The 20,354-nt window shown below is 71.5% G+C and carries 13 protein-coding genes; 7 read left to right on the top strand and 6 right to left on the bottom strand.

What is annotated here, in order from left to right:
- Window positions 1–237 precede the first annotated feature (237 nt).
- From dnaE to CcI49_RS27980, 5 genes are all read left to right on the top strand, one after another.
- Window positions 238–3,774, top strand: a complete 3,537-nt coding sequence (gene dnaE, locus CcI49_RS28000; protein WP_076830976.1) for a DNA polymerase III subunit alpha — start codon at window positions 238–240, stop codon at window positions 3,772–3,774.
- A gap of 73 nt (window positions 3,775–3,847) precedes the next feature.
- Window positions 3,848–4,618 (top strand): methyltransferase domain-containing protein, encoded by a 771-nt coding sequence (locus CcI49_RS27995; RefSeq protein ID WP_076830972.1) that lies wholly within the window; start codon window positions 3,848–3,850, stop codon window positions 4,616–4,618.
- Between the two features lie 211 nt (window positions 4,619–4,829).
- On the top strand, window positions 4,830–5,261 hold the full coding sequence (locus CcI49_RS27990) for a PPOX class F420-dependent oxidoreductase (protein WP_076830968.1): 432 nt from the start codon (window positions 4,830–4,832) through the stop codon (window positions 5,259–5,261).
- A gap of 30 nt (window positions 5,262–5,291) precedes the next feature.
- Window positions 5,292–6,239: an NAD(P)-dependent oxidoreductase gene (locus CcI49_RS27985; RefSeq protein ID WP_076830965.1), complete on the top strand. Its 948-nt coding sequence runs from the start codon at window positions 5,292–5,294 to the stop codon at window positions 6,237–6,239.
- 78 nt (window positions 6,240–6,317) lie between these two features.
- Entirely contained in the window at window positions 6,318–6,731 is a 414-nt protein-coding gene (locus tag CcI49_RS27980) for a VOC family protein (RefSeq protein ID WP_083749755.1), read from the top strand.
- 29 nt (window positions 6,732–6,760) lie between these two features.
- Here CcI49_RS27980 and CcI49_RS27975 read toward each other — a convergent pair whose 3' ends face one another.
- From CcI49_RS27975 to CcI49_RS27960, 4 genes are all read right to left on the bottom strand, one after another.
- Window positions 6,761–7,366 (bottom strand): HAD family phosphatase, encoded by a 606-nt coding sequence (locus tag CcI49_RS27975; RefSeq protein WP_076830962.1) that lies wholly within the window; start codon window positions 7,364–7,366, stop codon window positions 6,761–6,763.
- Between the two features lie 750 nt (window positions 7,367–8,116).
- Complete coding sequence (locus CcI49_RS27970) at window positions 8,117–10,930, bottom strand: ABC transporter permease (protein ID WP_076830959.1); 2,814 nt, start codon at window positions 10,928–10,930, stop codon at window positions 8,117–8,119.
- Entirely contained in the window at window positions 10,927–11,841 is a 915-nt protein-coding gene (locus CcI49_RS27965) for an ABC transporter ATP-binding protein (protein ID WP_076830956.1), read from the bottom strand. Before CcI49_RS27965 ends, CcI49_RS27970 begins: the two co-directional genes overlap by 4 nt.
- Window positions 11,838–12,587: a PadR family transcriptional regulator gene (locus tag CcI49_RS27960; protein ID WP_076830953.1), complete on the bottom strand. Its 750-nt coding sequence runs from the start codon at window positions 12,585–12,587 to the stop codon at window positions 11,838–11,840. Before CcI49_RS27960 ends, CcI49_RS27965 begins: the two co-directional genes overlap by 4 nt.
- 996 nt (window positions 12,588–13,583) lie before the next feature.
- Here CcI49_RS27960 and CcI49_RS27955 point away from each other — a divergent pair.
- On the top strand, window positions 13,584–15,002 hold the full coding sequence (locus CcI49_RS27955; protein WP_241840270.1) for a class I SAM-dependent methyltransferase: 1,419 nt from the start codon (window positions 13,584–13,586) through the stop codon (window positions 15,000–15,002).
- Window positions 15,003–15,025: 23 nt separating this feature from the next.
- On the opposite strand, the gene CcI49_RS27950 is transcribed toward CcI49_RS27955, so the two are convergent.
- Together CcI49_RS27950 and lat are read right to left on the bottom strand one after the other, a co-directional pair.
- The gene (locus CcI49_RS27950; protein ID WP_076830950.1) at window positions 15,026–16,627 is read right to left on the bottom strand and encodes an aldehyde dehydrogenase family protein; all 1,602 of its coding nucleotides are present in this window, start codon (window positions 16,625–16,627) and stop codon (window positions 15,026–15,028) included.
- On the bottom strand, window positions 16,624–18,129 hold the full coding sequence (gene lat / locus CcI49_RS27945; protein ID WP_076830946.1) for an L-lysine 6-transaminase: 1,506 nt from the start codon (window positions 18,127–18,129) through the stop codon (window positions 16,624–16,626). Before lat ends, CcI49_RS27950 begins: the two co-directional genes overlap by 4 nt.
- Before the next feature lie 242 nt (window positions 18,130–18,371).
- Here lat and CcI49_RS27940 point away from each other — a divergent pair, with 242 nt between their 5' ends.
- Window positions 18,372–20,099 (top strand): protein kinase, encoded by a 1,728-nt coding sequence (locus tag CcI49_RS27940; protein WP_076830942.1) that lies wholly within the window; start codon window positions 18,372–18,374, stop codon window positions 20,097–20,099.
- Window positions 20,100–20,354 lie beyond the last annotated feature (255 nt).

The following is a 20,354-nucleotide window of genomic DNA, read 5'->3' as shown; positions in this document are numbered from 1 at the left end:
GAGAGACCACAATCCTTCACCGAGAGACACAGTGAAGCCACACTAACGACCTGAAGTAGCCGGGAACAATAGGCGAGTAAGTTCGGCGGACTTTCCGGCCGGCTTTCTTTTCGCCCTGCCCGCACTCGTATTGCCACACCGATATCGTCCCACCCATATCGCCCCGTCCCTGCCCCCGCCCCGTCCCTGCCCCGCATCGACCGGCGTGCCCTCCGCGCGCGGGAAGGTCCCGACGACATGCCGAACTCCTTCGTCCACCTTCACGTCCACACCGAGTACTCGATGCTCGACGGGGCGGCCCGGCTCAAGGACATGTTCTCGGAGGTCTCCCGGCAGGGGATGCCCGCCGTCGCGATCACCGACCACGGCTACATGTACGGCGCCTACGACTTCTACAAGCAGGCCACGGCGGCCGGGGTGAAGCCGATCATCGGGTGCGAGGCCTACGTCGCGCCGGAGTCGCGCCTGCTCAAGCAGCGGGTGCGGTGGGGTGACCCGAACCAGAAGAGCGACGACGTCTCCGGTGGTGGCTCCTACACCCACATGACGATGTGGGCACGGAACGAGACCGGGCTGCAYAACCTGTTCCGGCTCAATTCCCGTGCGTCCATCGAAGGCCACTACATCAAATGGCCACGCATGGACTCCGAAATCATCGCCGAGCATGCCGAAGGGCTGATGGCGACAACCGGGTGCCCGTCCGGGGAAGTGCAGACGCGGCTTCGCCTGGGGCATTACGACGAAGCACTCAAGGCCGCCGCGAAATACCAGGAGATCTTCGGCCGCGAGAACTTCTTCTGCGAGATCATGGATCACGGCATCGAGATCGAGCGCCGGGTGCGGGACGGGCTGATCGACATCGCCCGCGCACTGGACATGCGCTTCGTGGTCACGAACGACTCGCACTACACCTACGAGTCGGAGCGGGCCACCCACTCCGCTCTGCTGTGCGTCCAGACGGCGTCGACGGTGGCGAACCCCACCTTCCAGTTCGAGGGCTCGGGCTACTACCTCAAGAGCGCCGAGCAGATGTACGCGATCGACACCTCCGACGCCTGGCAGCAGGGGTGCGAGACCACGCTGATGATCGCCGAGCGGGTCGAGCCGGCCGGCATGTTCACCAAGCGCAACCTGATGCCCCGCTTCCCCGTGCCCGAAGGCGAGACCGAGGAGTCCTGGTTCCGCAAGGAGACCTGGGCCGGCATGGACCGGCGGTTCCCGAACGGGTTCGACGAGGAGCACCGCACCCGGGTCGAGTACGAGCTCGGCGTCATCCTCTCGATGGGCTTCCCGTCGTACTTCCTGGTCGTCGCCGACTTCATCATGTGGGCGAAGAACCAGGGCATCCCGGTCGGCCCGGGCCGTGGCAGCGCGGCGGGCTCGATGGTCGCCTTCGCGATGGGCATCACCGACCTCGACCCCATCCCGCACAGCCTGCTGTTCGAGCGGTTCCTCAACCCCGACCGCGTCTCCATGCCGGACATCGACATCGACTTCGATGAACGTCGGCGCGGTGACGTGATCCGCTACGTGACGGACAAGTGGGGTGAGGACCGCATCGCCCAGATCGTCACCTACGGCACGATCAAGGCGAAGGCCGCCATCAAGGACTCGTCCCGGGTCCTCGGCTACCCGTACGCGGTCGGCGACCGCATCACCAAGGCGATGCCCCCGGCCGTCATGGGCAAGGACATCCCGCTGTCCGGGATCTTCGACCCCAAGCACGCCCGTTACAGCGAGGCCGGTGAGATCCGCGGCCTCTACGAGTCCGACGCGGACGTCCGCAAGGTCATCGACACCGCCAAGGGCCTGGAGGGGCTGATCCGCCAGGCCGGCGTGCACGCCGCCGGCGTGATCATGTCCGCCGAACCGATCATCGACCACATCCCGGTGTGGCGCCGCGACGCCGACGGCGCGATCATCACGCAGTTCGACTACCCGACCTGCGAGAACCTCGGCCTGCTGAAGATGGACTTCCTGGGCCTGCGCAACCTCACCGTCATGGACGACGCGGTGCGCAACGTCGAGTCCAACCGCGGTCACAAGGTCGACCTGATGGGCCTGGAGCTCAACGACCCGCCCTCCTACGAACTGCTCGCCCGCGGCGACACCCTGGGCGTGTTCCAGCTCGACGGCGGGCCGATGCGCTCCCTGCTGCGCATGATGCGCCCCGACAACTTCGAGGACATCTCCGCCGTGCTCGCGCTCTACCGGCCCGGGCCGATGGGCGCGAACTCGCACATCAACTACGCGCTGCGCAAGAACGGCCAGCAGGAGATCACCCCGATCCACCCGCAGCTCGCCGAGCCGCTGGCCGACATCCTGGACACGACCTACGGCCTGATCGTGTACCAGGAGCAGGTCATGGCCATCGCGCAGAAGGTCGCCGGCTACACCCTCGGCCAGGCCGACCTGCTGCGCCGGGCGATGGGCAAGAAGAAGAAGGAGATCCTCGACAAGGAGTTCGTGCCGTTCTCCGACGGCATGAAGGCCAACGGCTTCTCCGCCGAGGCCATCAAGATGCTGTGGGACATCCTGGTCCCCTTCTCCGACTACGCCTTCAACAAGGCGCACACCGCCGGTTACGGTCTGGTCTCCTACTGGACGGCCTACCTCAAGGCCAACTTCCCCGCCGAGTACATGGCCGCGCTGCTCACCTCCGTCCGCGACGACAAGGACAAGAGCGCGATCTACCTGAACGAGTGCCGGCGGATGGGCATCCGGGTGCTGCCCCCGGACGTGAACACCTCCGACGCCGACTACACCGCGCACGGCGACAACGAGATCAGGGTGGGCCTCGCCGCCATCCGCAACGTCGGCGTCAACGTGGTCGAGTCGATCGTCCGCAACCGGAAGACGAAGACCCGCTTCGCCTCCTTCCCCGACTTCCTGGACAAGGTCGACGCCGTCGTCTGCAACAAGCGGACCGTGGAATCGCTCATCAAGGCCGGCGCGTTCGACTCGCTCGGGCACACCCGCCGCGGTCTCGCCGAGAAGCACGAGCAGGCCGTCGACGCGGTCATGGGCGTGAAGAAGAAGAACGCCGAGGGCCAGTTCGACCTGTTCGCCTTCGACGGCGAGGACGGCGAGCCGGACGCCGCCCCGATCTTCGGTGTCCAGGAGTTCTCCGACCAGGAGTGGGAAAAGTCCCTGCTGCTCTCCCTCGAGCGGGAGATGCTAGGCCTCTACGTCTCCGACCACCCGCTGCTCGGCGTCGAGCACATCCTCGCGGCCAAGGCCGACTGCAGCATCGCCGCGCTCAACGGCGGCGAGTACCCGGACGGCGCCGTCGTCACGATCGGCGGCATCATCTCCGGCCTGCAGCGGAAGGTGACCAAACAGGGCAAGCTGTGGGCCCTGGCCACCGTGGAGGATATGGGCGGCGGCCTGGAGGTGATGTTCTTCCCGGCGACCTACGAGACGTGCTCGACCCAGCTCGCCGAGGACGCCGTCGTCATCGTCAAGGGGCGCATCGACAAGCGCGAGGACACCCCCCGCCTCGTCGCCTCCGATCTGACCGTCCCGGACCTGAGCGATCACGCGCTCAGCCCGCCCGTGGTGATCACCCTGCCGGCCTCACGGGTCAACCCCCCGACCGTCGACCGGCTGCGTGAGGTGCTCGGCGACCACCCCGGCACCACCGAGGTCCACCTGCGCCTGCAGTCGTCCAGCCGGGTCACCCTCCTGCGGCTCGACGACGCCTACAAGGTCCAGCGGACACCCGCGTTGATGGGCGACCTCAAGGCCCTGCTCGGTGCCTCCGCCGTGGCCTGATCGACGCTGATCGGCCGGATCACGGCCGGTCGTGCGGAGGCGGCCGCCGCCATGAACGGCTACAAATCAGAACATGGATGCGAGTGACCACACGCGGACGGTACGTCAGTCCTTCAGCCGTCAGACCCGCCTGTTCACCGACCGCGACGCGGTCTTCGCCGCCCGCGAGCCCGCCGTCCCCTGGCTCGAGCCGCTACACCCCGACATGATCATCCTCGACGTGGCCTGCGGAGCGGGCCACGTCGCCGAGCTCGCGGCACCGCGCGTCCGCCAGGTCGTCGGCCTCGACGTCACGACCGAGCTGTTACGGATCGCCGCCACCCGCCTGCGGGCCGCCGGTGTGGCCAACGTGCTGCTCCAGGAGGGCGACGCCACCCGGCTGCCGTTCCTCGACGCGTCCTTCGACGTGGTCTACTGCCAGGCCGCCCTGCACCACTTCCCGGACCCGCGACCGTACGTCGCCGAGATGGCCCGGGTGTGCCGGCCCGGCGGCCGGGTGGTGATCTCCGACATGGTCGCCCCGAGCCCCCGCCTGCGCGGCCCCTTCGACGACCTGCACCGCAGGATCGACCCCTCCCACGCGGCCACCCTCCTCGACACCGAGATCACCACGCTGCTGCGCGCCACGGTGGGCCCGCTCGCCGGGGACCCGGCCCGCCACCGCTCCACCCTGCCCATCGACCGGATCCTGACCCCGGTCGCCGACCGCGAGGCGGTGTTCGCCGCCCTGCGGGCCGAACTCGCCGGCGGCCCGACCACCGGCTTCGCCCCGACCGAGCAGGACGGCCAGCTCCTCATCAGCGTCACCACCATCGCCGTCACCGCGACCCCGGCCGGCCACTGACCACCCACCGCGTTCCCGTTTACGCCGGGGAATTCGCGAACCCACCGGAGACCTTCATCAGGGTGTGAACGGCCGACGTCCAGCACCGGGTGCTGGACGAAGATGCCGCTGTGAGCGACTGACATCACCTGCCATCGGGCCACACATGCCCGGGCACGCCATGCGCAGGCCCGGCGTTGGTCGCACAGTCCCGTAGCCCAGGAGGACGACCATGACCACCACGCCGTTCGACCCGCATGCGCTGCTCGCTGAAAGCCGGCTCGGGGTGCTCGCCACCATCAAGGCGGACGGGCTCCCCCAGCTCTCCCCCGTCCTGCCCTTCTACGACCGGCCGGCCGGTGTCCTCTACGTGTCCATGACCGAGGGCCGGGCCAAGACGGCGAACCTGCGCCGGGACCCGCGCGCGGCACTGGAGGTCACCAGCCCCGACGGCTGGGCCTGGGCCACCGCCGAAGGCACGGTGACACTCACCGGGCCGGGCACCGACCCGCACGGGCCCGAGGTCGAGGCACTGGTGGACTACTACCGCCTCGCCGCGGGCGAGCATCCCGACTGGGACGGGTACCGCTCGACAATGGTCTCGGACCGCCGAGTCCTCATGACGATGACGGTCAACCACGTGTACGGCGCCAGGCTCCGCTGACCGAGCGCAGTCGATCGGGAGGGAACACCGTTGTCGCAGCACCGCCGGCCGCTGGTCGTGGCCGTCCCCACCGAGGAGCTCCGCGAGGCGCTCGCCTCCGCACCCGGAGCCGAACCCGGAGCCGAGGTGATCATCTGGGATCTGTCGGGCGCGCCACCGCGCCGGGACCTGGACATCGTCGTGGTGCCGTACATGTCCGATCCGTCGGTGCTCGGCGCTCTCGGCGGGCTGCGGCCCCAGCTCGTGCAGAGCCAGTCGATCGGCTACGACCGGGTCGCCGCCGCCCTGCCCGCCGGTCTCACCTTCAGCAACGCCACGGGCGTTCACGAGGCGTCCACCGCCGAGCTGGCGATCGGCCTGATGATCGCCAGCCAGCGACGGCTGCCAGCGCTGGTCGCCGCGCAGCTTGATCATCGCTGGGCGCACACCGAATCCCTGTCGCTGGCGGACTCCAGAGTCATCGTGGTCGGGCAGGGCGGCGTCGGGCGGGCGATCGTCAGCCGCCTGCGGCCGTTCGAGGTCGACATCACCCGGGTGGCCGCAACGCATCGCCAGGACGCCGACGGCGTCGTCTGGTCGATCGACGAGCTGCCCAAGCTGCTGCCCGACGCGGACATCGTCGCGCTCGCCGTCCCGCTGAACGCCGAGACGGAGGGCATGGTCGACCGGGACCTGCTGACCCTGATGAAGCCGGGTGCCCTGCTGGTGAACGTCGCGCGGGGCAAGGTCGTCGTCACCGCCGACCTCGTCGAGGCGGTCCGGGCCGGCCATGTCCGCGCCGCGCTCGACGTCGTCGACCCCGAGCCGCTGCCACCGGAGCACCCCCTGTGGCGCCTCGACGGCGTCGTGCTCACCCCGCATGTCGGCGGGCACAGCGCCGCGATGCTGCCGCGGGTCGTCGCCCTGGTGCGCCGCCAGATCGCCGCCCTGTCCGCGGGCCATCCCCCGCACAACGTCGTCATCCCGGCCCGGGCCTGAGGCCGCGCGGGACGCGGGCGCGGGTCGTCTGCGGCTACCCTGAGCCCGGGGACACCGGGCGTTCGGGAGGCATCCTCAATGACCAGCGTCGACATGAACGACGTCGTCAGCGAGCCGTACACCGGCATCCTCGGGCTTCATCATCTTCAGCTGGCGATCCCGGCCGGGGCGGAGGACGCCTGCCGGGCCTTCTGGTGCGGTCTGCTCGGCCTCACCGAGGTGCCGAAGCCGCCGCCGATGGCCGCTCGGGGTGGCGCCTGGTTCCGCGGAACCGGCTTCGAGCTGCATGTCGGTGTCGATCCGGCGTTCACCCCGGCCACCAAGGCGCATCCGGCCATCCTCGTCGACGACATCGACGCGCTGTCCGAGCGCCTGGCGGCCGCGGGCATCGCCGTGACCTGGTCGCACGACTTTCCGGGCCACCGCCACTTCTACAGCCCCGACCCGGTCGGCAACCGGATCGAGTTCATCTCTCCCGACCCGGTGTCGTAGGCCGCTAGTACCCGGAAGGCCGCGAGCCGTCAAGGCGCCAGGTACGCCTCGACCTCGGCGATCGCCTGCGCCGTGTCGCGGAAGAGGACACCATGCCAGCCGGCCACCCGAGCACCCTCGACGGCCGCCGGTGTGTCGTCCAGGAACACCACATCATCGGGAGCGACACCCAGCCGTTCGCAGGTCAACGCATAGATCCGCGGATCCGGCTTGGCCAGCCCCACCTCATGGGAATAGACGATCACATCGGTGACGTCCGCGAACCCGTACCGCTCCTGCTCACGCTCACGTGCACCGACGAAGCTGTTACTGAGAATGCCGGTACGAAACCGCGGCCGGAGTGCCCGGAACCACGCGAACAGCTCGACGTTCAGCGTGCCCAGATACTCGTCCCACATCAGGCCCCAGAAGTCTTCCAGCTGTTCCTCGGAGACATCCAGGCGCGCGCGGGCCATGGCGATCACCTCGCTCTCCGACATCGTCCCCAGCGAACCCGCGAGGAAGACGTCGGCCAGACGCTCCAGCACCGTGCCCGCCGCCAGACCGGTCCGCTGTTCCCAGCGCGGCATCCACCCGGTCTGCGGCGTCACCTCGAGTACGCCCCCGATATCAAGGACCACACAGCGCGCACCCATTCATCCACCTCCCCTCGAGACAAGCCGCTTCCGCCCATCCGCCTGGAGGTCCGAATGCGGCCAGCTCAAGCAGCATGCCGGACACCGGATACCAGTCGTCGAACGCCAGCGCAGTCAGCCAACCCGGCCAGCTCCGCGCAGACCGCTCCGTATGGCCTTCAGCGCATGGCCCGTTTGACGGATTGAGCCGGTCGAGGCGCACGAGCCGACGACTACCTCGCCTGACCTCACAAATCGCCGGGAATCACCTGATCTCGGCCGATCGGTCCTCGGTCATCCAGGACACCAAGCTATCGACCGGGTCGCCCGACTTCCACCCGCATGTAACCAAGCAGCCACCTGCTGCAGACTTGCATAAGCACAGTTATCATAACCACGCTTACGAGAAGCCCGACCTTCGGCAATACGAACAAAAAGGCCACACGACCTGGCCGCGACCCGTCTGCCGCCCCCAGCCACCTCCCTTCGGCAGAACCCGTCCAGCAGAAAAAACCCAAACGGAGACTGACCTTCCTGGACGACACTCGGCCTCACGAACCCCCGAACACCAGTGACTCGCCGTCTGCGGCCTCGTCTGCCCCGTTGTGATTCTCACCAGGAACGGATCCCGGTGCCGTTTGTGGGTCCGCGCCGCGCTCCACCACGCATTGCCGAGGTTTTCGGGGATACCGAAGGTTCCGAAACAGCGCCGTCGGGTGATCATATCCGTCGCGGCGTGCCCCACGGAGCCCGCCATCGCGACCGTAGGCGTCAGAGGACGGCGCGGCGCGTCATGGGGAGCCGTGACCGCGTGAACAGCCAGCCGGCGGCGACCGCGAGCAGCGGCACGGCAACGATGACGATCAGCAACGTCTCCCAGGGGATGACCAGCCGCCAGGGCGGACCGACCACGTCTTCACCCTGCCGCATCATCAGGACCGTGGCCGCGCCAGGAAGGAAGCCGGCGATGCCGCCGAGGACGGTGCCCAGGCCGGCCACCACGCCGGCCTGGCTCGCCGCGAGCCGCCGGCGAAGGCCGGGGCTGGCGCCGATCGAGGCCAGGGTGGCGAGGTCGGCACGGCCGTCCGCGGCCGCCAGCCCGACCGTGATCACGGTGGCGCTCAGGGTGATCAGGCCGGCGCCCGCGGCCAGTGCGAGCAGGCCGATGCCGAACTCGCTGACGTAGCCGCGTTCCACCACCGGGGAGCTGAGCCCGAGATCCTCCGCCGCCGCGTTGACGCGCTCCACCTCGGTCTGGGTGGGCGTGCGGTCCGTGGCGGCGACGATCTGGGCCGGGCCGCTGTGCAGGCCCAGGCCGCGGGCGGCTGCGGGGGAAAGGAGCAGGCCGCCGAAGGTGAGGTCGGAGGAGGGCGCCGACGTCGGGACCGGCGTGGCGGGTACCACGATCTCCCGCAGGGTGCCCCCGTCCGCGTTGTCGCCGCCCGCGTTGTCGCCGTCGACGGTGACGGCGATGTGCACTGTTCCGTCCGGCCAGCGCAGCCGGTCGTCGAACACCGCCGCACCGCCTCCCGCCAGCACCCGGCGCAGGGCGGGTTCGGCGCGGCCGAGTGCCACCTCCACGCCCGTCCCGTCATCGACCACCACCTCGCTGCCGCCGAGGGTGACCGGGTAGGGGCCGGTGCCGTCCCAGCCACCGAAGCCCTCCAGACACCGCGGGTCGTCCGCGGGCGGCCCCCCGGCCGGCGATGAACAGCCTGCTGGCAGGGGTGGTGACAGCGTCATCGACAGGCTCTTGCCAGCGGCGTCGACGGGCGTCTCGACCACGTGCACCGACCGGATGGGCAGGTGCTCGCGCAGCACCCGCTCCGCGCCGGCCAGTTCCCGCGCCACGTCGGCCTGGTCCCGCGAGTCGTCGAAGAGGCTGATCAGTGCCACGCCGTCGCCCAGCATGGGCTGGTAGGCACGGCGGTCGTGATCATCCATGGCGGCGACGAACAGGGAGACGGCGACCGAGGCCGACACCGCCGCCATCACCGCGCCGATCGCCGGGGTGGTGCGGCCACGCTGGCGGGCGGCGTCGCGCAGGGCCAGCCGCCCGGCGACGGGCAGGGTCCCGGCGAGACGGGCGACCAGGCTGACGAGGACGCCACCGACGGCGATCAGGCCGAGCATCGTCAGCGTCGTCCCGGCGAGGATCAGCAGCCCACTGCGGTTCCCGGCGCCGAGGAGCGCCACGGCCGTTCCGGTGCCGACCAGGACGGTCCCGGCGACCGGGACGCAGCGCCGCATCCGGGCCGGACTGCCGTGCCCGTTCAGCGCGGCGAGCACGTCCAGCCGGCTCGCGGAGATCGCCGGGGCGGCCGCGGCGGCGATCGCGGTGAGCGTGCCGACCGCCACGATCGCCAGCAGATCCAGGATTCGGACGTCGGTGCGCACGATGTCGGCCCAACCGTGGTCCACCAGGGTCGGGATGAGTGCCACGCCGAGCCCGGTGCCGACGGCCGCCCCGAGCAGCGACGCGGCCAGGCCGATGACCACACCGCCAGCCAGCACGATGTCGCGCAGGTGCGCGGGTGCCCCGCCACCGGCCGCGATCAGCGCGAGCTGGCGGCGGCTGCGCCGGGAGCCGATCGCGAACGCGGGGCCGGCGAGCAGCGCCACCACCAGCAGCGCCAGGCCCGCGGCGAGCACCGTCGCAGCGACCATGTCGGCCGCGGGGCCGGTCGAGAGGACCTCCGGTCTCTGGGCCTTCGGGGGCGGGTTTGCGAGCACCGCCCGGCTCACCACCACCGCACCTGCGGCGTTGGCGGCACGTACCCGCGACCAGTCGATGGGATGCGGACCGACCACATACAGCATCTGGGTGACATCCGAGGCCACCGGAGCCAGCGTGCGGGGTGGGGCCAGCACCGTCCTCTCCTGTGGCCCGCGGGTTTCCTCGACGACCCCGACGATCGTCAGCGCGGGCCCGGAACCCGGGGCCTCGCCCGCGGCGAGCGCCGCTGCGGTGAGCGTGTCGCCGACCCCGAGGCCGGCGTGGCGTGCGAGTGCCCGGCTGACCGCGGCCTCGCCCACGGTGGTGGGCAGCCGGCCGGACCGGACCGTCGCCAACGCCGCGAGCTCAGGACGGGTCCAGTCGGTCTCCCGCACGTTCGTGCCGACGGACCGGTCGCGGTGCGACCCGTCGCTGATCCGGAACCTCAGGTAGCCACGCAGCTCGGTGACGGCCGTGTTCCCGGCGGGCAGGGCCGCCAGCGCCTGCCGCTGCGAGTCGGCGGGATCTGGCGCGGCGTCGCCCGCGCCGACGGCGTCGACGGCGCCCGGCGGAGGCGTGGGGAGGTCCTCGGTCCGTATGTCGCTGCCATCGGGACTCTGGGTCAACGGACTGTCCGGCCCGAAGAACGAGACCTCGGCCTGCACGGACGGGTCCTTGCCCAGGTGCCGGTAGGCGATCTGGGCCGGGCCGTCCTGGCTGGATCGCGCGATCACGTCGACCGTCGACACGAGCATCACCGGCACCGCGATCATCGCGAGGACGAGTGCGGTGCGCCCGCGGGCACGCAGGGCGTCGCGCCGAGCGAGGCGCAGCGCCGCCCGCCAGGCCCGCAACCGGCCAGCCGTCACCGCCGGCCCCCGTCAAACCCGTCGGACTCGCCGGACTCATGGAACTCATCGAAATCGTTGGAGTCGCCGGTGCCGTCCCGCGCCGGGTTCGGCCCGTCCGGCGCCGGACTCGCCGCCGCGCCGGCCCTCGAACCGTCCGCGGGGACGGGGACCGGGGCGCTCAGCAGGGACTCCGGCGTCTCGGGCGTGCCGGTCGAGTCGACGACCAGGCCGTCCCGCAGGAAGATCACGCGGTCGGCCCAGGCCGCGTGCCGGGCCTCGTGCGTGACGAGCAGCCCCGCGGACCCGGCGTCGCAGCGGGCCCGCAGCACCCGCAGAACCGCCTCGCCGGTGTTCGAGTCCAGCGCACCGGTCGGTTCGTCCGCCAGGACCAGGCCTCGCGGGCCGACCAGCGCGCGGGCGATGGCCACCCGCTGCTGCTGGCCACCGGACATGTCGTCGGGAAACCGGTCGGCGAGGTCGGCGACACCGACCTCGGCCAGGGCCGCCTGCGCCTCCCGCCGGGCCGCCCGAGCGGAGATCCCGTCCAGCTCGCGGGGAAGCATGACGTTCTCGACCGCGGTCAGCGCGGGTATCAGGTTGAGATTCTGAAAGACATAGCCAAGCGATCGCCGCCGCAGCGCGGCCAGGGCCTTCGGCGACTGGCCGCTCAGCGTCGCGCCCGCGATGAGGACCTCACCCGAGGTCGGGGTGTCCAGACCGCCGGCGAGGGCAAGCAGCGTCGACTTGCCCGACCCGGACGGGCCCATCACCGCCACCAGCTCGCCGGCGCACACGGTGAGATCCACCCCGCGCAGCGCCTGCACCCTGGTCGCGCCCCGGCCGTGCTCCCGGTGCACGCCCCTCAGTTCCAGGGCGGGTGCCCGTCCGACCTCCACCTGGACGTCCGGGCTGGTCAGTGCCGTTGTCATCGGGTGTCCTCACGATCGGGTCCGGCGGGAGCGCCGGAACTGCGGCGAATCAGGCGCAGCTCCACATGGTCGAGCCAGCGGATCTCCGCCTCCGCGGTGAAGATCAGGTTTTCCAGGACGAGGAGCCAGGCGAGGTCGGCGCTGTCGTCGGCCCGGTGCCGCAGCCGGGTGTACTCCTGCATCGCCCGGAGCGTCTCCACCCGCTGCCGCTGGAGCAGCGATCGGACGTCCACCTCGGGGAGCGTGACGGCGAGCGCGAGCTTGATGGCGAGCTCGTCGCGGCCCGCCATCCGCCGGCTCACCGGGGTCGACCACCAGCGCTGCGCCTCCGCCGCGCCGGCAGCCGTGAGCCGGTAGACGATCCCCCGGCCGTCGCCGCTGTCGCCTTCGCCCTGCTCCGGGTTCATGACCGCGGTCCTCGCCACTGGAGCGCCGGTGACCGGCTCGTCCGCGGCAACCGCCGCAGCGCTCGGGGCCGCCGTCTGTGTGGGAGACCTTTCCGCCGCCGACGCATCGGTGGCCAGAGCGTCTGTGGCCAGGGCGTCCGAGTCGGTCGGGTCCGCTCGGCTGGGAGCGCGCTCGCCCGCCACGAGGCCGTCCCGCTCGAGGCGGCGCAGGGTCGTGTAGACCTGCCCGATGTTCAGCGGCCAGGTCGATCCCGTCCTGGCCTCGAACTCCGCCCGCAGCTGATAGCCGTACATCGGGCGCTCCGCCAGCAGCGCGAGCAGCCCGTTCCGGACCGACATCCCGGATCTCCCTCCTCTGCATACCGAGTATGCATGGCGGACAATACTCGGTATGCAGTCGAGGGATGCTTCCGTGGGTTCGCGAGCGGGGGCCGCACCCTGGAACGGGCTCGCGGTTCCGCGCGGTGACCGGGAGGCTCGAAGCCTGGCATCACCCCCACCGGAGATCCACGACCTGCGACGCGAGCGAGGCGCACCGTGGCCGCCGAGCGGCTTCGGCCGCCCCGACCGGCCGGGGAAATCTCGCGCCGACTGACGTGATCCCGACAGCCCACCGACGGACACGACATCACCCGAGGCCTTCAGGCCGGCTCGGCAGCGGATCGTCGGCGCCCACATCGGCACCCGCCACCTCGACCTGGACGGCTGCTTCGCCTTCGCACCGCACAGCGTCAGACCTCGGCGCAGCTGGACGACCCCGTCATCCTCACCGGACTCGCCGCGCCGCGGTCAACAAGTCGGCGAACCCGGGCATCGCCAACGTCGCCAACTCCGGGTACGGCGAGGCCTCGACACGCGCCTGCGCCACCAACTCTGCCCCGGGGCCACGTTGCTGCGGCGCGCTCGACATCAGACATCACTTCCGCCTCATTGAACTCGGCGAAATCTATGGCCGAAGCAAAGAATGGCACTCCTCGTGCACGGGCAATGCCCCAAACGAGTGGACGGACAAGGCTGGCGCGGTCAGAACGGGGCGCCAAGACGGTGTGAGGCAGGAAACACCCGCGGCACGGCACTCGGGTTGTTTGCACCACCCATTTGTTGGGGGACCATGCGATCAGGAAGGGCCCGCGTCGCCCTGCTCCAGCTGACGCCGCCCTGGCACAGACTGAGCAGGCAGGGCCGGTGCTCCCCCGCGGCCGCCCGCCGCATTACCCGTGTCGTGTGGTCGCCGCGCGGGCGATCTGGCGGTTCCGCGGTGACCGCAGGCCCCGGCGCCCGCAGGGACCGGAGGAAAACGTGACGGTCGATCACCCCGTCAGGTCGGAAGCAACCATGTCAACGCCGAGGGAAACGCGCCAGACCGACGCCGCGCCGAGCAGGCCGGAAGGTGCGCGTGAATGGGCGGCGGACGACCCGCGCCCGCCCGGGTTGGACTGGCCGCCGGAGGTCGAAAAGGCATCCCGCGATCTTCTCGTCGAGCTTTTCGGGACGGATCCCGCGGTCCGGGTCGAGATGTGGGACGGCTTCGCGTTGGGGCCGCGGACGTCGACGCGGGTACTGATCCGCAACCCGCATGCTCTGCGCCGCGCGTTGTCCCACCCTGGCGAGCTGGGGTTCGCCCGCGCCTTCGTCGCCGGTGACATCGAGATCGATGGCGAAGAGGGCGGCCAGGGCGACATCTTCGAGGCCCTGGCCCTGCGCGGTCAGATGGCGACGATGCGCCCGTCGGCGGCGGTTGCACGGGCGGCGGTCGTGCTGGCCAAACAGTTCGGGGTGCGGCCGCCGGAGCCGCCGCCGGAGGAGGCCCGTCTGCGGGGACGTCTGCACAGCCGCGCCCGGGACGCGGCGGCGATCTCGCACCACTACGACGTCTCGAACGAGTTCTACCGGCTTGTGCTGGGCGAGTCGATGACCTACTCGTGCGCGGTGTGGGATTCCCCGGCCGCGGAGGGTCCGCTGCCGGCGGGGCTCGCCGGGGCGCAGGCGGCGAAGCATGAGCTGGTCTGCCGCAAGCTCGGGCTGCGGCCCGGTGAGCGGCTACTGGATGTCGGCTGCGGCTGGGGCAGCATGGTGCTGCACGCGGCCCGCCATCACGGGGTCCAGGCCGTGGGCATCACGATCTCCGAGGAGCAGGCCGCGCTGGCTCGCCGCCGGGTGGCGGAGGCCGGGCTGGGCGACCGGATCGAGATCCGCCTGCAGGACTACCGGGAGATCACAGACGGCCCGTTTGACGCGATCAGCTCGGTGGGGATGGTCGAGCATGTCGGCCGGGCGAAGCTGCCGACGTACTTCGAGAGCCTGTTTCGCCTGCTGCGCCCGGGCGGGCGGCTGCTCAACCACGGGATCTCGTTCCCCGGTGACCCGGCCGGCGCCGCCCGCCGGCGCCCCCGGATCGGGCCGGTCCCGCTGCCCGAGAACGCCGACTTCCTGCACCGCTATGTCTTCCCGGACGGTGAGCTGCACGAGATCGGCGCGCTGGTCACGCTGATGCAGGGCGGCGGGTTCGAGGTGCGCCACGTCGAGAACCTGCGTGAGCACTACGCGCTGACGCTGCGGGCGTGGGTCACCAACCTGGAGCAGCGCTGGGACGAGGCCGTCGCCATGGTCGGCGCCGGCCGGGCCCGGGTGTGGCGGCTTTACATGGCCGGGTCGGCACTCAGCTTCGAAGGCGGCTTCTCGCAGATCCACCAGGTGCTGGGTGTGCGCCCCGACGGCGGCGACGCACACCAGCCACTGCGTCCGTCCTACTGAACCGGAGCGGCTCTGAGCCCGGGTCAGCCGCGCAGGCGGAAGCTGAGGTCGGCGGCGGGGACGGTGACGTCCATCTGGGCCTTCTGGAGGCGGCCGGAGAGTTCCCAGGTCAGTGACTGCCAGCGGGTCATCTGGTCGAGGACCCACTGGCCGGACTGGCGGGCGCCGTTGCCGGACCGCCCGTTGCCGCCGAACGGCAGGTGTGCCTCCGCGCCGGAGGTCGACGTGTTCACGCTGACCATGCCGGCGCGGATGCCGCGGCGGAAGCGCCGTACCGTCACCGGGTCGCCGGTGAAGATCGACGAGGACAGGCCGTAGCCGGGCAGGTTGGCGAGCTCGATGGCCTCCTCCAGGTTGCGGTAGGTGGTCAGGCCGACGAGGGGCCCGAAGGTCTCCTCGGTGAACAGGTCGTCGTCGGGGCGCACGCCGTCGACCATCACCGGGTGGTAGTACAGGCCGGTCTCGGGGTTGCCGAGGAAGCCCTGGCGCGGGCTGGACGGGCCGATCCGGCCGAGTGCGGTGGAGCCGAACGGCTGGTGGTGGTCGCGGATGTGCGCCAGGTGGTCCTCGAACCCGGCGGCGAACCGGGCGTCGAGCAGCGGTCCGTAGAGCACGTCCCGGGTCGGTTCGCCGATGGACGCGGCGGCCAGCGCGGCGGTCATCCGGCGGCGGAACGCGCCGTGCACCGACTCGTGGGCGATCACCGTGCCAAGTGAGGTGCAGCGCTGGCCGGCGGTGCCGAAGCCGGCGAACAGCGCGGCGGCGACGGCGGCGTCGAGGTCGGCGTCCGGGGCGAGCACCATCGGGTTCTTGCCGCCGAGCTCCAGGCAGGGGGCCTGCAGGTGCCGCCCGCACAGCGCGCCGATGAACCGGCCGACGGACGTCGACCCGGTGAAGCCGACCTTGTCGACGAGGCCGGCGTCCAGGGCGCGTTCGAGGCCGACGGAGGTGGTGGGGCCGTCGGCGAGGACGAGGTTGGCGACTCCGTCGGGCACGCCGGCGGCGGTCATCAGGTCCATCAGCGCCGCGGCGCAGGCGGCGGCGTACTCGGCGGGCTTCCAGACGACGGAGTTGCCGGTGAGCAGCGCCGGGACCAGGTACCAGGACGGGACCGCCACCGGGAAGTTGCCGGCGGTGATCACCATGGCGACGCCGAGCGGCTCCCGGTAGGTGAACAGCTCCCGGTCGGGCATCTCGGAGTCCACCGTCTGGCCGTGCGGGCGGCGGCCCTCGGCGCGGAACAGGGTGCAGGTGTCGACGATCTCGCGGACCTCGCCGCGCGCCTCGGCGAGCGGTTTGCCGACCTCCCGGGTGACCAGGCGCGCCAGCGCTTCGGCGTTCTCCTCGACGAGCCGTCCGAAGGCGCCGATGACCTCCCCGCGCACGGGTGCCGGGACCTGCGCCCATTCCCGCTGGGCGGCCCGGGCGGCCGCGGCGGCGGCGACGATGGACTCCGCGCCGTCGAGGACGACCTCGGCGACGACCTCGTCGAGGCGGGCCGGGTTCGTCGAGGTGATCACCCGGGTGCCTTCCGGCGCGATACCGGACGGGCCGGCCGTGGCGTACAGGTCGTGCTGACGTCCACCGATCACCGCGGCCACCCGGCGGGGATGAACGAGAGTCATCGCTGTCCCTTCTGCTGCGTTGACGACGAGGGTGCTGACGAGTCCTGCGCTGCCGGCGAAGGAGCCGGCAAAGGCGCCCGCGAGTCGGGCCCCGGGCTCGGCGCGCCGGTCTCGACAGGTCTGATCCGGGCGCGCCCGAGCGAGGTGGCGACCCGGTCGAGGGCCGCCACGCCGCGCTCGAGCTCGTCGGCGCCGATGGTGAGGGCGGGCCGGAACCGCAGGGCCTGCTCGCCGGCGGGCAGCAGCAGCACCCGCTCGTCCTCGCGCAGCCGGCGGACGGCCTCGTCCCGCAGCGTGCTGTCCGCGACGTCGACGGCGCACAGCAGCCCACGGCCGCGTGCGTTGCGCAGCAGCCGGGGGTGGCGTTCGGCGACGTCCGTGAGCGCGGCGAGCAGGTCGGCGCCGAGTGTGGCCGCGCGGTCGAACAGCCGCTCGGACTCCATGATCTCCAGCATCCGCCGGGACCGGACCATGTCGACGAGCCCGCCGCCCCAGGTGGAGCTGATCCGTCCCGGTACCCGGAAGACGTTGTCAGGGACCTCGTCGACCCGCCGCCCGGCCATCAGCCCGCCGAGCTGCACCTTCTTGCCGAAGACGACGATGTCGGGGCGCAGCCCGAGCTGGGTGTGCGCCCACGCGGAACCGGTGGCGCCGACGCCGGTCTGCACCTCGTCGACGATGAACAGCGCGTCGTGGCGTTCGCACAGCGCCGCCATCGCGCGCAGGAACTCGCCGCGCAGATGGTTGTCGCCGCCCTCCCCCTGGATGGGTTCGGCGAGGAAGCAGGCGATGTCGTGCGGGTGGCGGGCGAACGCGTCCTCGGCCTGGGCGAGGGCACGCCGCTCGGCGGCGACGACCGCGTCGAGCGCCGCTCCGACGCAGGGGAAGGTCATCGCGGGGCAGTCGATGCGCGGCCAGTCGAAGATCGGGAAGCGCGCCGTCTTGACCGGGTCGGTGTTGGTGACCGACAGCGTGTAGCCGCCGCGGCCGTGGAACGCCGAGCGCAGGTGCAGCACCCGCCGCCCGAGCTCGGCGGGCCGTCCATGTGCCTCGTTGTGGCGGCTCTTCCAGTCGAAGGCGCATTTCAGCGCGTTCTCGACCGCGGCCGAGCCGCCTTCGACGAAGAACAGGTGGGGCAGCTGCGGGTCGCCGAGCACCCGGGTGAAGGTCTCGACGAACTCCGCGTACGCGACGGAGGCCATGTCCGGGTTCGCCGGCTTGTTGACCGCGACGCGGGCGAGCTCGGCGAGGAAGTCCGGATCGCGCATGAGCGCCGGTGGGCTGACCCCGAGCGGCGCGGACGCGAAGAAGCTGTAGAGGTCCAGGTAGCTCGTCCCGGTGCGGGCGTCGACGACCGTGCTGCCGGAGCTGGCCTCCAGATCGCAGACGACGTCGTATCCGTCGACGAGGACATGCCGGGACAGGACCGGGATCACGTCGGTGGGCCCGAGTTGGCCCCGGGTGCCTGTCGAGGTACCGATCTGGATGTGCCCAACCGCCACGGTCCGCCTCCTCACCTGCCGATCGACTACTGCACTCCTGCCCCGCTCGCGTGCGCTCACATGCCGCGCTCGCTGGCAGCTTCCTGCAGCGTCCCGGTTACCGGGCGGAACCGCGATCCGATCAACCTCCGGTGCCGCGCGGACGGCGTTGCGCGGCCCGCGCTGCCTGTCGGCCACCGCGGGTGAGAACATCGACATCTGGGACCAAACGGCACGAGACAGGAGACGAGGCCCAGGACGCGGTGCTGACCCCCCTGACCACGGACGATCCGCAACAGATCGGGCCCTACCAGCTCACCAACCGCATCGGCGCGGGTGGAATGGGCGTCGTCTATCTCGGCTTCACCGACGACGGCCGGGCCGCCGCGGTCAAGGTTCCGGCCACGGCCCTCGTGGGCGACCCGAGTTTCCGCTCCCGCTTCCGCCAGGAGGTCGCGGCCGCGAGCCGGGTCCGCGGCCGGACGGTCGCCGCCGTCCTCGACTCCGACGCGACCGGGCCACGCCCGTGGCTGGCGACCGAGTACGTGGAGGGGCGCAGCCTCTCCGAGGCGGTGCTGGCGCGCGGCCCGTTCGACGAGCGCCTCGTGTCCGCGGTCGCCGTCGGGCTGGCCGACGCGCTGGTGTCCATCCACGCGGCCGGTGTCGTCCACCGTGACCTGAAGCCGGCGAACATCCTGCTCGCCTGGGACGGTCCGCGCGTCATCGACTTCGGCGTCGCCCGGGACGACGCCACCACCTCGCTCACCCGGACCGGCAGCCTCGTCGGCACGATGGCCTGGATGGCACCCGAGCAGCTGCGCGGCGAACGCGCCGGCCCGGCGGCGGACATCTTCGCCTGGGGCGCCTGCGTGGCGTTCGCGGCGGCGGGGCGGCCGGCCTTCCGCGGCGAGCAGCCGCAGGCTGTGGCACTCGCGATTCTCAACGGCGCACCGGACCTGGAGAACCTGCCGCCGCTGGTGGCACCGCAGGTTCACGCCGCGTTACGCAAGAACCCGCAGGCTCGTCCGGGCGCCGCGGAGATCCTGGCGAACCTGCTGGGCCGGCCGGCGGACGCCCCGACCGACCCCGCCGAGACCGGCCGGCTGATGCGGAGCTGGTGGAGTCCGCCGCCCGGCACCGAGCAGGCCCCGCATCCACCCCCACCCCGACCTCGGCCCACGCACACGCCCATGCCGGCGCCTGGGCCTGGGCCCGCACGGGCGCCGCGTCCGCAGGTGCCCCCATCGATGCGGGCACCCGAGCATCCGCGGGAGGGACAGCACCCGCACCCGCGCGGCGGGCAGCCGGCGCACCCGGGGAACAGACAGCCCCCTCATCCTCGCGGCGGGCCGCCGCCGCGCCCGCGGGACGGGCAGCCCGCGCCCCGGGCGCGGCGCCGGGCGCTGCCCGTCGCCGCGCTCCTCGCGCTGGGGCTGCTGCTGGCCGCTGGCGGCGCGGTCGCCGGCGCGCTGGCGATGTCACACCGGAATCAGGGCACCGCCGGCACGGCCGGTACCGTGACGCCCACCCCCGGCTCCCCGGGCATCACCTCCGCGACGGCGAGCCCGGCGGGCTCCGCGACCGGGCCGTCGGCCTCGACGACCACCAGCCAGCCCCCGCGGATCATGACCGCCACCGAGGCGGCCAGCGTCGTCCGGAGGGAGGGCTACACCCCCGACATGGCCTCCTACGACCCGCAACGGACGCTGAACCTCGTGCGCGCTACCCGGGGAGACCGCGGCCGGCACGAGGAGACCGCGTTCGTCTTCGCCGACGGGAAGTACCTGGGCACCGACACACGGGATCCGAGCACGAGCATCAGCGTGGAGCCGCTGTCATCCGTCGAGGCCGAGGTGACGTACCGGACCTACCCCGCGGGCGGTTCGACGCCTACCGGTTCGGCAGTCGTGCGGTTCCGCTGGGACGGAACCAAGCTGCGCACCGACGGCCAGTTCCCGCCCGCGGACCCGGCGCTACCGGATCATCGTTGACCCATCCCGCGCCCCAGACGAGCGCAACACAGGAAAAAGTCACCTTTAGGCCAAAAAAATGTGACCAGCACAACGAAGTCACCCGGACGGGCCTACCGCTATTCGGGTACCGATGTTGGGATGGTGATACATCGGGCCGAGGCGCACGGAATCGCAACGGTCTCCACAACGCGGGTACTCGTTCGAGGGTGCCCGGGGCAGTAGCCGGTAGTCAGTAGTGAGTAGCCAGTTCAGCAGTGAGTAGCCAGTAGCGAG

Origin of the sequence: Frankia sp. CcI49 (assembly GCF_001983215.1) — a bacterium.
Lineage (GTDB): Bacteria > Actinomycetota > Actinomycetes > Frankiales > Frankiaceae > Parafrankia > Parafrankia irregularis.
Note: the sequence above shows the minus strand (reverse complement) of the source record. Positions and strands in the feature narration are given on the sequence as shown.